Source organism: Pelagibaculum spongiae, assembly GCF_003097315.1.
Taxonomy (GTDB): Bacteria; Pseudomonadota; Gammaproteobacteria; order Enterobacterales; family Pelagibaculaceae; genus Pelagibaculum; species Pelagibaculum spongiae.
Genome location: NZ_QDDL01000002.1, coordinates 517,606 through 531,488 on the forward strand (window position 1 = coordinate 517,606; position 13,883 = coordinate 531,488).

The following is a 13,883-nucleotide window of genomic DNA, read 5'->3' on the forward strand; positions in this document are numbered from 1 at the left end:
CACTTCAAAATAAGGCTCAATATTGCTATGGCCTCCTCATTCGGCTTTGATCTAAAAGCGCTAGAAACCTTCGTTCAGGTAGTTAAAACCGGCAATATGACGTTTGCTGCACGTAATTTGGGAATGAGCCAATCTTCAATTTCTCAAAGCTTATCTAATTTAGAAACATCAATGCATGTCGAGCTATTAGATCGTAGTGTTCGGCCAATGGAATTGACCACTGCCGGCCGTTATTTCTTTGACCGTGCAACAACCATGCTCGATACCGCAAAACAAACTAGCCAGGATATGCGCAAAGCAGATTACAAATTGCTACGACATGTAAAAATGGCGCTCGTCGATTCAATGATTACTGCGGTTGGCAAGCCACTAATTGACGCGGTCAGTCAACGGACTCAAAACTGGTCAGTAATGACCGGGCAATCACATTTACACGCCCATATGCTAAATAGTCGTCAAGTCGACATGATTATTTCCGACGACCCACTCGATAGTATTTCCGATCTTGCGCGTCATAGAATTATAAAAGAGCCATTTGTGCTGGCTGTTCCTAATAATTATCATGGGCCACAAGAGCTGCATTCTGTATTACAGCACTACGACCTGATTCGCTACAGCAGTGGTTCATTAATCGGCCAAGATATCGAGCGTTATTTACGGCGCAATCAATGCGAACCCGTCGCCAGGCTGCAGCTGGATAACTCGTTTGCTATCGTTTCTGCAGTAGCCTCAGGAATCGGCTGCTGTATTACCTCGCCGCTGTGTTTATTTCAAAGCAGCATTAAACAGCAGCAAGTAAAACTGATTCCATTAAAAGATTCATGGTATCGTAATATCACACTAATCACTCGTCAGAATGAATTAGGTGATTTGCCTGGAATGATCGCCAGTGATTGTCGAAAAATTTTAAACTATAATTTTTTATCACAAATCACCGATGAATATCGCTGGTTAAAGTCAAAAATAATAATTTCTAATGATTAAATAAGAATAAAAATGCCTCGGCGATAAACCGAGGCATTTTAAGATAAACTATCCATCATTGCTGAAGAAAATTTAAAATCCAACGAGCCATAGTTAAATCGTCAACATCAGCATGCAAAGAATTAAGTGCTTCCCGTACCCGGTGGGCTGGAATGCGATCACGGCGAGCATTAGTTAATGCCGAAGAATAAGCACGAGAGAACTCGGGGTGCCCTTGAATACCCAGCATGCTACTGCCTATTTGAATCATATAATTAAGACAAAATGAGCTTTGCGCTAGCACTTGAGCGTTTTCAGGTAATTCAACCACCTGGTCTTGATGACTTACCACTAAATCTAAACCATTTTGTTGTGGTTTCATCCATGGCGTTTGCACCACTATCTGGTTAAATGAGATCCCAGCACCCCAACCTTTTTCAGATCGATCGACTTTACCACCCAGCGCCTTGGCAATTAGCTGATGACCAAAACAAATACCCACAAATGGCTTCTTCGCACGATAGGCTTTTTGTACAAAAGCTTCCAATGGTTCAAGCCAAGCTAGCGAGTCATTAACCCCATAGCGACTCCCAGTCGAAATATAACCATCGCAATCATCCAAGTGCTCGGGGTATTCTCCTATTCGTACATCATAAACCTGCCAAGTTAAATCATTCGAAATCTGGTTAAGCAGATTTTGAAACATGCATGGATAATTGCCAAATTCCAACTGAAGTGCTTCCTGCACATCGTCACATTGCAAGATACCGATCTTCATACAGTATCACCTTTTATTTAGTTCTATTTATCGACAATCTCTAACGGTAAAGTCGGAGCTGGCTTGAATCTAATTAGAGCTTTCCGAGTACCGCATCTTTTAAGATAACGGCATATTGTTCAGCGCTATATTGAACTGGATTACCACTCGCACTTGGATCTTCAGTCGCCATGACTGCTATTTTATTTAACTGGCTCTGGTCCGATGCTAAATCAGCTAGACCTATTTCTGACAAGCTATGTGGAATACCTAACTGCTCTCGTAAGGCCAAAACCCAACGCATAAAACCCTCAAAGCTACTATTTTCCAGACCTATGTATCGGGCAGTTCGTTCAATTCTTTCTTCAATAAATGCTCGATTAGATTGCAAAACATATGGCATTAAAATCGCATTTAACAAACCATGGTGCGCGTCGTAAATTGCTCCTAGTGGATGCGCCAATGCGTGCATACTGCCTAAGCCTTTTTGAAAAGCAGTTGCACCCATGGATGATGCCAGCAGCATTTGCATTCTGGCTTCAATGTTATTTCCATCAGCAACAGCGGTTGCTAAATGCTCCTTAACCAATCGAATACCTTCCACTGCAATGCCAGCTGCCATCGGGTGATAGAAAGGCGAACACAAGGCTTCGAGGTTATGCGACAACGCATCCATCCCAGTTGCTGCCGTTACTTTGGCGGGTAATCCAACGGTGAGTTCAGGGTCAAGAATCACTAATGATGGCAACATTTTCGGATGGAAAATGATTCTTTTAATCTGATTGTCCTGATCGGTAATAACCGATGCTCGCCCAACTTCTGAACCGGTTCCCGCAGTCGTCGGCACAGCAACAATCGGCGCTACGCCCGATTCATTTACCCGAGTCCAATTATCTGCGACATCTTCAAAATCCCATAAAGGACGATCTTGCCCCACCATTAGAGCAATCGCTTTTGCAGCATCCAATCCAGAACCACCGCCAAAAGCAATCACACCATCATGCTTTCCGGCTTTATATGCGGCTACGCCATCTTCAACATTTTTCCCATTAGGATTAGCTTTAATCTGGCTAAAAACACCACAATTCAAACCTGCTACCACGCAACTGTTCTGCGCTTGCTGCACCATAGGCAGTGCAGCCAAGCCTGGGTCGGTAACCAGTAGTGGCGCTGTTATACCGAGGCTTTTACAACATTCGGCCAATTCAGAAATTCTTCCGGCACCAGCACGAATTGAACTTGGATAATTCCAGTTTCCAGTCAGGTTTTGATAACTCATATAAAAATCTCGTAAAATATGCTTCGATTGAGATAAAATCTATTGTTGTATTTTATTACAGGCTAGTTTTTAAATGAAATGATTTTCCACGAGTTAACTGTTCATAACCCAAAGTAGATAAAGTACAGCCCTTGCCTGAATTTTTAACTCCGACCCAAGCCAACTCTGGATCAAGATAATCACATCGATTGATAAAGAAAGTACCCGTTTCTAACTGCTCACCTATCGCAATACCTGCTTCTATGTCTTGAGTAAATACAGAAGCTGTTAATCCAAATTCTGAATCATTAATTAACTCGATGGCTTGATCGTCAGAATCTACCTTTTGAATTCCTACTACTGGACCAAAAGACTCTTCGGTCATTATTCGCATTTTATGATTTACATTCGTTAAAATCTGCGGTGCCAAATAAGCAGTTTTTGGCTGATCCATCACAAAATCTTCAGCATTAATATGAGCCAGAGCGCCTTGGGCAATTGCCTCGGCTGTTTGTACACGAACAAATTCAGCGGCCTCAGCTTTTACCAGAGGGCCTAGCGTGGTAGTTGGATCATCCGAACGACCCAATTTATATTGCTTAATCAGTGCAACTGCTTTTTCAACAAATTGATCATGAATTGCCGCATCAACATAAATTCGTTCAATGCCACAACAAGACTGACCAGAATTAAAAAAAGCACCATCAATTGTCGTTTCTACTGCATGTTGTAAATTAGCATCAGCTCGAATATAAGCAGGATCTTTACCGCCAAGCTCCAATCCCAAGCCAATAAAGCGCCCGGCTGCAGCACGTTCCACCATCGCACCACCAGAAACCGAGCCAGTAAAACAAACATGATTCACTTGCTCAGCTTGAATAACAGATTCAGTGGTCGGGTGATCTAAATGTAAATGTTGAAATACTCCAGCAGGCAAACCTGCTTCAGCAAAAGCATCATCTAATCTTTCAGCACACAAAGGTGTTTGAGCCGAATGTTTTAGAACCACCGAATTACCCGCCATAATTGCCGGGATAATCGCATTAATAGAAGTTAAATAAGGGTAGTTCCACGGTGCGATGACAAAAACCACACCCAATGATTCTCGCTTGATATAACGACTAAAGCCGGGTTTATCTTCCAGCTTTACCGTCGCCAACGCTTGATCGGCAATGTCAATCATATACCGTGCGCGTTCTTCCAGACCGTCTACTTCACCAGCGGCATAACGAATTGGCCGTCCCATCATCCAGCATAACTCTTCTGCGATTTGATCTTTCTTTGCAATAAAAGCATCAACCATGGCATGGCATATTGCAGCCCTTTGCATTACTGGAATTTTTTTCCAATGTTTCTGTGCTTGCTGTGCCTTTAATAGCACCTGCTGTACTTGCTGGTCAGTGGCATAATCTCTAGAAACATAAACTGAGCCATCAATTGGTGAAATGGTATTTAACTGATTATTCATTATTTACTTCTCATCTTGAATATTAAATAATTAATGGATTAGATATTAAATGATTTCGAAATAACGAGACAATTCCCAATCAGTAATATGTTTGCGGAATTCACGGCCTTCCCACTCACGAGTTGCGGCATAGTGCTCAACAAACTCATTACCAAACATTTCTCGGGCGGCACTTGATTTTTTTAACGCCATCGCGGCATCAAACAAAGTATTCGGTAATGACAGACTTTCCGGATGCTCCTGCTCATAAGCGTTACCTTCAACCATTGCTTCTGGCTCTAGCTGATGCTCAATACCATAAAGCCCGGCACCCAAGGCGGCAGCCAGTGTAATATATGGGTTAGCATCAGCAGATCCCAGTCGATATTCCACTCGCTGTGACTTATCGCTACCCGGAATTACCCGCAATGCTGTGGTGCGATTTTCACAACCCCATGTCGCATCAGTTGGCGCCCAAAAACCCGGCACCATCCGTGAATAGCTATTAACGGTTTGAGCAGTCATCACTAATAGTTCTGGCATTAATTTTTGTTGGCCCGCAATAAAGTGCCGTTGCAATTTACTCATACTTAATGGCTGGTCAGGATCATAAAAAGCAGACTTTCCATTTTCTTTATGACGGAGCGACATATGTAAATGCCCCGATTGTCCTGGATAATCATTCGACCACTTAGCCATAAAGGTCGCCATCATATTACGCCGCTGTGCCCACACCTTAGTGAATGTTTTAAATAAAGCCGCTTTATCTGCAGCAGATTGCGCACTATCAACCGCTAAAGCGGCTTCAATGACTCCAGGCCCAGTTTCGGTATGCAAACCTTCAATTGGAAAATCCATTTGCTCCGATAGTTCTAACAACTCATGGTATAAATCTGCATGTACGGAGCTACGAATCATCGAATAGCCATAATTACCTGGAGTAATTGGCTTTAAATTTCTATAGCCTTTTTCTCTGGCAGATTCAGGGGTTTCGTTAAACATGAAAAATTCATATTCAAAAGCCGCATAAGAATCAAATCCCATATCTTGGGCTTTTTGCAACACGCGTTTTAATACATTTCTTGGGCAGACTTTGCCTGCTCTGTCTTCAAAATCACACAAGAACAGCAGCATATCGCCTTCAAATGGCACACTACGACAAGACTCAGGAATCACTTTAACCGGTGCATCCGGATAGCCTGTGTCCCAGCCAGTAAGCTTAATATCAACGCCTTCATACAACTGATCATCTGAATCCCAGCCGAGTACAACGTCACAAAAAGCAAAACCACTTTCCAACGATGAAAAAAACTTGGACTTACTCATGTATTTTCCGCGCATTACGCCGTCAATATCAAATAAACCTACTTTTACATGAGATAAATTTCTTTCTTCAACAATTCGTCGGGCGTCTGCAGTAGTCTTGACATCTCTTGGGTTGATCATTTTTCAGAAGCCTTTTTTTATTTTCGATTATCTTTAAATAAATCTAGTGAGCTAATTGCAGCAAGCTCCAGCTATTCAATCTATTTACATTTACAGAGCGTTTATCATTAAAGTGGTACCAGCCTTATCGTTATTTTGCTCCGACTAAAGCCGGTTAGATGAGAGGTCTACAAAATAGCGATAAGACTCATACCAAAAAAACACGATTAAAAAGCGTTAGCAAATATCAATTCAACTCTGCTTCTGCCTTGGCAATCGCTTCAAACTCTTCTTCTGGCGCTTGGGCAACTAGATGATGGCGGCTATAAAAAGCAAAGTAAGCCACCATAATCGCGTAGAAAACGGCACTCCACATGGCTGCTTCTTGACTGACAACAAAAGTCGATGCGAAAGCGATGATCGATAAAACAAAAGCAACGCCAGAAGTAAAAGTACCACCCGGTGTTTTATAGGGGCGCTCTAACTCAGGTTCTTTCTTGCGCAATAAAATGTGCGAAAGCGTCATCATGGCGTAAGAAATTGTCGCACCAAATACCGCCATGGTGATCATTAAATCACCTTCACCTGTCAGAGAAAGAAGAAATCCGATAATTCCGGGAACAATCAAAGCCATAGTCGGTACTTTATTGCTACCAGTCTTGGATAAAAAGCGAGGTAAATATCCCGCTCGGGAGAGCGCGAATACCTGTCGAGAGTAGGCATAAATAATTGAAAAGAACGATGCAATCAGACCTGCTAAACCCACTAGATTAACAAAAGTCGCAATGGATGAGTTTTCACCATAAACCGTCTGCAGAGCGCCAACTAACGGTGCGCCATGGTCTTTCATCGCATCGGCACTGGAAATACCTGGTGCTAAAAATAATACACTACCGCCAAAAATCAGCAGAATCACCATTGCGGTAATAATGCCTTTGGGCATGTCTTTCGCTGGATCTGCTGTTTCTTCTGCCGCCAGCGGAACACCTTCGACCGCTAGGAATAACCACATGGCAAATGGAATCGCAGCCCAAATACCAACATAGCCTTGGGGAAGAAAGCTACTGGCTCCAGCTACTTCAGTGTTCACTGCGATATCGAATAAATTAGCACTATCAAAATGCGGAATAGCTGCGACGATAAATACCACAATTGCTGCTGCAGCAATTGCAGTAATCACCATCATAATTTTCAGTGCTTCGCCGGCACCCCATAAGTGAATACCAATAAAAATGGCATAGAATGCAGCATAAACTAACGGGCCATTCAGCCCCAGCAATTCATTAACATAACCGCCAATAAATACTGCTATCGCAGCCGGTGCTATTGCATATTCAAGTAAAATTGCAGTGCCTGTTAAATAGCCACCCCACGGGCCCATTGCCCGGCGAGCAAATGAATAGCCACCACCGGCAGTCGGTAAAGATGATGAGAGTTCAGCAAGAGTTAATACTTTAAAGGTGTACATAATTGCCATGGCAATTGTTGCAATCAGCATTCCGCCGAAGCCACCTTGTTGCAAGCCAAAATTCCATCCAGCAAAATCACCGGAAATAACATAGGAAACACCCAGACTTGCGAGAAGGATCCAGCCAGCTGCCCCTTTTTTCAGCTGACGTTGTTCAAGATACTCACTAGAGACTCGCTCGTATTCTACCGAGCTGTTTGCATCTGACATGTTGTTGTTCCTTTTTATGCATGGTCAGCTCCATGCTAAAAAAGGTCAGACCAACTCTGCAAACAAAGATCGTTTTGAACAAAATGTTACTATTAGTTTTTTTAAAGCTATCGCTAACCATCTAAATCAAAAGTATTTTATCCGCAGCACCTTCAAGCCAATTCACCGTCCAACTGCTATCTTAAAGTGATCTTGTCGATTGATTAGTCTGGAAAAGGATCTTCCATGTTGAATCGTTACCTAGCTTTGCTGTTACTCGCCGTCAGTATTCTGCCACTTCAGAGCAGCGCTGCTGAGCCACAACTTATGCTGGCTAAACATTGGGATAAATCGATTGACCCTACCGGTTGGTTGATTAGTGAAAAGTACGACGGTATTCGTGCTTATTGGGATGGTGAAAAATTATTGTCCCGTAAAGGCAACCCACTTAAACCACCCAAATGGTTTATTAAATCAATGCCAGACTTTCCTATCGATGGTGAGCTGTGGATTGGCCGCAATAAATTTTCCCAACTAGCTTCGGTAGTTAAAAAATTCAAAGGCAATCGAAGCGAAAATTGGAAAAAAGTGCTTTTTATGGTGTTCGATGCACCAAAAAGAAAAGGCGATTTCAATTCTCGTTACTTTAAATTAAAGCAATGGTTTGGCGGTAGAAAAACTGACCATATTCGATTAGTCAAACAAACCCGTTGCAAAAGCCCTGAGCATTTGAAACGAGAATTGGCAATGGTTGAAAAGCGTGGCGGTGAAGGGTTAATGATTCGCCAACCGGAAAGCCAGCACATTGCCGGACGCTCAGGCGCCATTCTAAAAGTTAAAAGCTGGCACGATAGCGAAGGAACAGTGATTGGCTATGTAAAAGGCCGAGGTCAATTCCGCGGTATGATGGGGGCGCTAAAAATTAAAATGCCCGATGGAAAAACCTTTTCTTTAGGTAGCGGATTTAGTCGATTCCAGCGACAGCAGCCACCCAAAATTGGCAGCACTGTGACTTATCGCTACCGCGGCTTCCATGCATCTGGGTTGCCTCGCTTCACTAGTTTTGTACGAGTTCGACAAGACATTTAATTCTATTAAGTGATCAACATAAAAAAGCCCGGTGAAGTTTAATTCACCGGGCTTTTTATTGATTTACTTTAGCTAATGTTCTGAGAAATTTAAAATTATCCCGAACACTGTAGGTTTGATGAGTGTTAACGAAATCAGACATCTGGCGATATATTTTAAAAGTGTCTAATTACGCTGAAGGCTTGTCAAACCTACACGTAACGTAACATAAGATTAGACGCGCCTGAAACAGGTTATTTTTTATTTTCCACAATCCCAACCAGCGCTCCGTTAAATCTGAACCAGCGCTGCGACTAATCCAATCACACCGCCGAATACGCCGCCCCAAATCACCAGCCAGCCAAGGTGCTGTTTAATCATTTGTTGAACAATTTCTTTTACCAGCTGCGGTGTTAATTCATCTAATCGCTGGCTAACAATCGCTTCAATTTTTTCACGGGTACCTGAAATCATATCGGGCTGTTCTAATTGATTACGAACCAACTCGGCAAAGTCGTCACTCTGGGCAATATCAACCAATGACACTTTCATTTTTTCAATAAAGGGTTCGCGTAATGGTAACAAAGCTTCAGTACCGCCAAACATTCCCAGCATGCTACCAAATGAAGACTGTTCAACCGTTTGCAGCAATGCATCAAATGATGACGATAGATCGACTTTTTCAATGACGGGTTGCAAGTCAATATGGGTGGCTGCACCAGATTTATCAGATAAGAAACGGTCGATATTTTCTGCAGTAAAAAATTGCTCCATCATTAATTTGAAAATAGCGATTTTGAATTCTTCAAATCTGGCAGGAATAACACCTGAACCATACAACCCCGGTACCTTCTCAAACAGCATGTGAACGGCCAGCCAATTGGTGATCGCACCTGACAAGGCAAATAATCCAACAGAAAACAGTATTGGTTGATGCAAAAAATAACCCGCAGCCATCACAAGTGCTGCAATTAAATTAGTAAGTATGCTTTTATTCAATCCAATATTCCTCTGATTTACGATCAATTGATTTTGTTGAGAGTTAGTCTGCCAGCATTTTTTCTAGCAGAGCCGACTCAAACTCGGTAGTAGATGGCTATCAATATACGACAATCAGTGCGCAAGTGATAAGTCCCGACAACAGTTGTTAACGCTATTCTAGTGAAAATTGAAATTCAGGCAATTGATCAATCGATGCAGGGTCAATCTTTTTAGCTGTTTTTTGATTCGACCTATTTGGCAGCCGTAACCGCTAGGCGTAAAATCCGACATCTAACAAAGCAGTGACAAAGGTAGCAAATTGCAAGGACTACTACAGCGAGTGAATCACGCCTCGGTAAAAGTTGACGGTGAGATTGTTGGCCAATGCGGCAAAGGTTTAATGGTATTGATTGGTGTCGACAAGGGTGACACCGAAGCGCAAGCCAAGCGATTGGCTGAACGCTTGCTCAGCTATCGGGTATTTACCGATGACCAAGGCAAGATGAATTTGTCGACTGCTGATATTAAAGGTGAGCTGTTATTGGTCTCTCAATTCACTTTGGCAGCAGATACTAAAAAAGGAAACCGCCCTAGTTTTTCCTCGGCGGCACATCCTGATGACGCTTTGCAATTATTCAATCTATGCGTTGAGACGATTAAAAACAGTGGACTAAAAGTCGCAACCGGTCAGTTCGGTGCTGATATGAAAGTCAGCTTAGAAAATGACGGCCCGGTGACATTCTTACTCACCACCTAGCAAAAGCACCTCGCCCATTCTTAGCCTGCCTTCAGTCACTTGATAACTTACTGACTAAAGCGCTGGGTTCACTATTTCGCTTATTAATATTTGTTGGGTTATTTCGCCCGACTGCTGGAACTTCAGCTGTCGGGCGGCGGTCTATTACTTATCTCTAAAATAACAATCTCTAAAATAACCATTCTTTCGATGTGCTTTAGATCGAGGGATTTTAGATTTAGTTAAATGAGTAGAACATTAAATTGGTCTAACCAAACTTAATGAATAGCTGTTTAGAATAAATACCGATTAAAATTAAGCTAACGACCGCTAACAACAAAAACTTACCCTTTTAATACAACAAGAAAATGAAGATAGGTGGTTGTACACTGTCAAACGAGATGAATCGTCATCTTGATGTGCTGCATTTATATGCAAGCTTTGCTCATTGCAGTGGTTTTAGATATATTGCAGAGCCTTTGTCTGAATTTAGTCAGTGACAGAGTCAAAACAACAGGCCGTTATTTCACTGACAAGGGTGCTTATACCCAAACCACTTTGAGATGGAGAGGTGGCTTGGGTACAGACAATCCGGATGGATTCGGAACACAACATAATCGCATAAACATAATGAGTGAGCCGATACATGAAAAAGTTACTGATCGCCTTTTTGGCAATCTTCAGCCTGAATGGCCCTGCCTTTGCCGGCACTCTAGATGACATCCTAGATCGCGGCACGATTCGCGTCGGTTTCGATGCAGGCTACCAGCCATTCGAAATGGTAAATAAGAAAGGGGAATACATCGGCTTTGACATCGATTTTGCCAAGCAATTGGCTAAAGCGATGGGCGTTAAAGTTGAATTTGTTAACACTGCATGGGACGGCATTATCCCAGCACTGTTAACCAAAAAATTCGACATCATCATGGGCGGCATGACGGTAACTTCGCAGCGCAACCTGCGAGTGAATTTTGCTGACCCTTACATCATCATCGGCCAAACGATTGTGATGCGTAAAGAGCTAGCGGGTACCATCAAAAAGCCCCGTGATTTAAACAAGCCGCAGTACAAACTGGCAGTTAAGTTAGGTACTACCGGCCATGAAGCAGCTAAGCGTTATTTCCCAAAAGCACAAATCTTTGAATTTGAAACTCAAGATGATGCCAAGTTGGAAGTATTAAACGGCAAGGTAGACGCATTTGTTTATGACCTGCCATACAACTCTATCTTCGCTTCTCAAAATGAAGGCCGCGTTGCATTCATCGCAGAACCCTTCACTTATGAGCCACTGGCTTGGGCAGTTAAGAAAAACGATGCGGACTTCCTCAACTGGTTGAATAACTTCCAGCGCCAGGTTCGTGGTGATGGTACTTATGATCGAATGTATAAAAAATGGTTTGAATCTGATCGTTGGTTAACCACGCTGAAGTAACCATTTTCGGGGGCAGCTAAACCCTGCTCCCGAATTTATCGCCGATTATTATAAAGAATCAATTGGCAACTCTAGCAATTTAGTAATTTCTGCGAAATGCAGTCCTGGTGCAGGAAAGTTAAGTGTTTAAATCAAATACCCCGCGTGTCCGGCAAATGGAACGTCAGCCAAACAACTGGCTTTGGCACGGTATTTTTGTCGCTGTTGTTATTGCCTCATGTTATGGCTTTTTTAAATCAGCCCAGTCTATTGATTACACCTGGCGCTGGGAGCGACTACCTCAATATATTCTTTATAATGCTAACCAGGATTTAAACGCCGAGTTCGATGGCAATATTGTTGAACAAAACGGCCAATTGGTTTTACAAAGTGAAATCGATCCTGACCAAATTCAGCCCATCGAAAACGTTGAAGTCATTTCGGTCGATAATGGTGATTTGATTTTCGAAGGCGATGCTTTGGGCTATACCCAGAGCTGGCAAGCCGGGCCAATATTGCAGGGTGTCGGCGTGACACTAGAATTGTCGCTATACGCAGGTGTGCTGGCAATTGTTATTGGCACCTTAACCGGCCTAGCAAAAATTTCACCTAACCCGGCGCTACGTGATTTTGCCGGGCTTTACATCGAAATTATTCGTGGCACGCCGCTTCTGGTTCAGATTTTTATTGTCTACTTCTTTATTGGCACAGTATTAGATTTAGAACGATTTACTGCAGGTGTCATCGCACTATCAGTATTTACCGGCGCCTATGTGGCAGAGATCGTTCGCTCAGGCATTGAAGCAATTAACAAAGGGCAAATGGAAGCAGGCAGAAGCCTTGGCTTAACCTATGGCCAAACCATGAAAGACATTATCTTGCCGCAGGCATTTAAACAGGTGTTGCCACCATTGGCTGGCCAGTTTATTAACCTGATTAAGGACTCTTCACTGGTTTCAGTTATCTCAATTACTGACTTAACCAAAGCCGGTCGAGAAGTGGTGAGTTCAACTTTCAGCCCATTTGAAGTCTGGATCTGTGTAGCAATTATGTATTTCTTGCTCACCAGTTGCTTGTCTTTTGTTGTTCGCAGACTGGAGAAGAAATATGCCGTCTCAAGATAATCAAACGCCACAGCCAATTATTAGTGCAACTGGCGTAGAAAAAATTTATCCCGGCGGGGTTCATGCACTGAAAAATGTCAGTGCAGAAATTATTGAAGGCGAAGTAGTCGTCATTGTTGGGCCAAGCGGCTCAGGAAAATCAACCTTTCTTCGTACACTCAATCAGCTAGAAACCATCAACGAAGGCGAAATTATTGTTGATGGCATTTCACTCACCACACCCGGTGATGTGAATAAATTGCGCGAAGAAATTGGCATGGTATTCCAGTCGTTTAACTTATTCGCTCATTTAACGGTGCTAGATAACATCAGCCTGGCACCGATGCGGGTTAGAAAATTATCCAAAGCCGATGCTAATGCGCGCGCTAAAGAACTGTTAGAAAAAGTCGGTCTATCCGATAAAGCCGACAGCTTTCCTTCGCAGTTATCCGGTGGTCAGCAACAGCGAGTCGCGATTGCCCGAGCCTTGGCCATGCAGCCACGCATTATGTTATTCGATGAGCCAACCTCAGCACTCGATCCAGAAATGGTCGGTGAAGTACTCGATGTCATGAAGTCATTAGCCCATCACGGCATGACCATGGTGGTGGTCACCCACGAAATGGGCTTTGCCCGTGAAGTCGCGGATAGAGTGCTATTTATGGAATCTGGCGAATTGGTAGTGGAAGACACGCCAGAAGCTTTCTTTGGCCAGCCTAAGTCTGAGCGGCTGAAGAAGTTTTTGAGTCAGGTTTTGTAAGTTTTTAAATCCGACTTTGTTGGTTTCTAAGCAGCCTTTTGGGGCTGCTTTTTTAATGGTTACTTTAATAGCAACAATTGATCTCACTACCATCAATTAAAAAATTTACCGCATGATAAAGTGAGACAAAAACAACTTGCGGAGAAACACCACACAAAGAAATAGTAAAAAAATTACTTTATGACTGAGCGTTGCGCGCTATTGTTGAAAACCATTCACTGGTTGTTTGAGTGATCTTACCCGTTAAGCTTGACGCAAACCGATATTCAGCCATAGGATATAATTTTTCCTACAACCTAAACACCCAATTACTGGAA

12 protein-coding genes are annotated in these 13,883 nt (G+C 42.8%); 6 read left to right on the forward strand and 6 right to left on the reverse strand.

Translation table 11 applies throughout. The annotated features are described in order from the left end of the window. Positions 1-27: 27 nt before the first annotated feature. On the forward strand, positions 28-984 hold the full coding sequence (locus DC094_RS08295; RefSeq protein WP_116686647.1) for a LysR family transcriptional regulator: 957 nt from the start codon (positions 28-30) through the stop codon (positions 982-984). 55 nt (positions 985-1,039) lie between these two features. Here DC094_RS08295 and DC094_RS08300 read toward each other — a convergent pair whose 3' ends face one another. The 5 genes from DC094_RS08300 to eat form a co-directional block, all read right to left on the reverse strand. After that, on the reverse strand, positions 1,040-1,741 hold the full coding sequence (locus DC094_RS08300) for a glutamine amidotransferase-related protein (protein ID WP_116686648.1): 702 nt from the start codon (positions 1,739-1,741) through the stop codon (positions 1,040-1,042). 73 nt (positions 1,742-1,814) lie between these two features. Continuing rightward, on the reverse strand, positions 1,815-2,999 hold the full coding sequence (locus DC094_RS08305) for an iron-containing alcohol dehydrogenase (RefSeq protein ID WP_116686649.1): 1,185 nt from the start codon (positions 2,997-2,999) through the stop codon (positions 1,815-1,817). 55 nt (positions 3,000-3,054) lie between these two features. Next, positions 3,055-4,446 carry an aldehyde dehydrogenase family protein gene (locus DC094_RS08310; protein ID WP_116686650.1) on the reverse strand — a complete coding sequence of 464 codons (1,392 nt, stop codon included), beginning with the start codon at positions 4,444-4,446 and terminating at the stop codon, positions 3,055-3,057. A 45-nt stretch (positions 4,447-4,491) separates the two neighbouring features. After that, positions 4,492-5,871: a glutamine synthetase family protein gene (locus DC094_RS08315; RefSeq protein WP_116686651.1), complete on the reverse strand. Its 1,380-nt coding sequence runs from the start codon at positions 5,869-5,871 to the stop codon at positions 4,492-4,494. 226 nt (positions 5,872-6,097) lie between these two features. Continuing rightward, positions 6,098-7,528 carry an ethanolamine permease gene (gene eat / locus DC094_RS08320; protein WP_116686652.1) on the reverse strand — a complete coding sequence of 477 codons (1,431 nt, stop codon included), beginning with the start codon at positions 7,526-7,528 and terminating at the stop codon, positions 6,098-6,100. 225 nt (positions 7,529-7,753) lie between these two features. Here eat and DC094_RS08330 point away from each other — a divergent pair, with 225 nt between their 5' ends. After that, complete coding sequence (locus DC094_RS08330) at positions 7,754-8,596, forward strand: DNA ligase (protein ID WP_116686654.1); 843 nt, start codon at positions 7,754-7,756, stop codon at positions 8,594-8,596. A 270-nt stretch (positions 8,597-8,866) separates the two neighbouring features. Here DC094_RS08330 and DC094_RS08335 read toward each other — a convergent pair whose 3' ends face one another. Beyond that, the gene (locus DC094_RS08335; protein WP_116686655.1) at positions 8,867-9,574 is read right to left on the reverse strand and encodes a DUF445 domain-containing protein; all 708 of its coding nucleotides are present in this window, start codon (positions 9,572-9,574) and stop codon (positions 8,867-8,869) included. A 301-nt stretch (positions 9,575-9,875) separates the two neighbouring features. Here DC094_RS08335 and dtd point away from each other — a divergent pair, with 301 nt between their 5' ends. From dtd to DC094_RS08355, 4 genes are all read left to right on the forward strand, one after another. Further along, positions 9,876-10,313, forward strand: coding sequence for a D-aminoacyl-tRNA deacylase (gene dtd, locus DC094_RS08340; protein WP_116686656.1), 438 nt, complete (start codon positions 9,876-9,878; stop codon positions 10,311-10,313). A gap of 625 nt (positions 10,314-10,938) precedes the next feature. Continuing rightward, positions 10,939-11,724 carry a transporter substrate-binding domain-containing protein gene (locus DC094_RS08345; RefSeq protein WP_116686657.1) on the forward strand — a complete coding sequence of 262 codons (786 nt, stop codon included), beginning with the start codon at positions 10,939-10,941 and terminating at the stop codon, positions 11,722-11,724. Positions 11,725-11,846: 122 nt separating this feature from the next. Beyond that, positions 11,847-12,827, forward strand: coding sequence for an amino acid ABC transporter permease (locus DC094_RS08350; RefSeq protein ID WP_241503995.1), 981 nt, complete (start codon positions 11,847-11,849; stop codon positions 12,825-12,827). Next, complete coding sequence (locus DC094_RS08355; RefSeq protein ID WP_116686658.1) at positions 12,811-13,566, forward strand: amino acid ABC transporter ATP-binding protein; 756 nt, start codon at positions 12,811-12,813, stop codon at positions 13,564-13,566. The genes DC094_RS08350 and DC094_RS08355 overlap by 17 nt, the downstream gene beginning before the upstream one ends. Positions 13,567-13,883 lie beyond the last annotated feature (317 nt).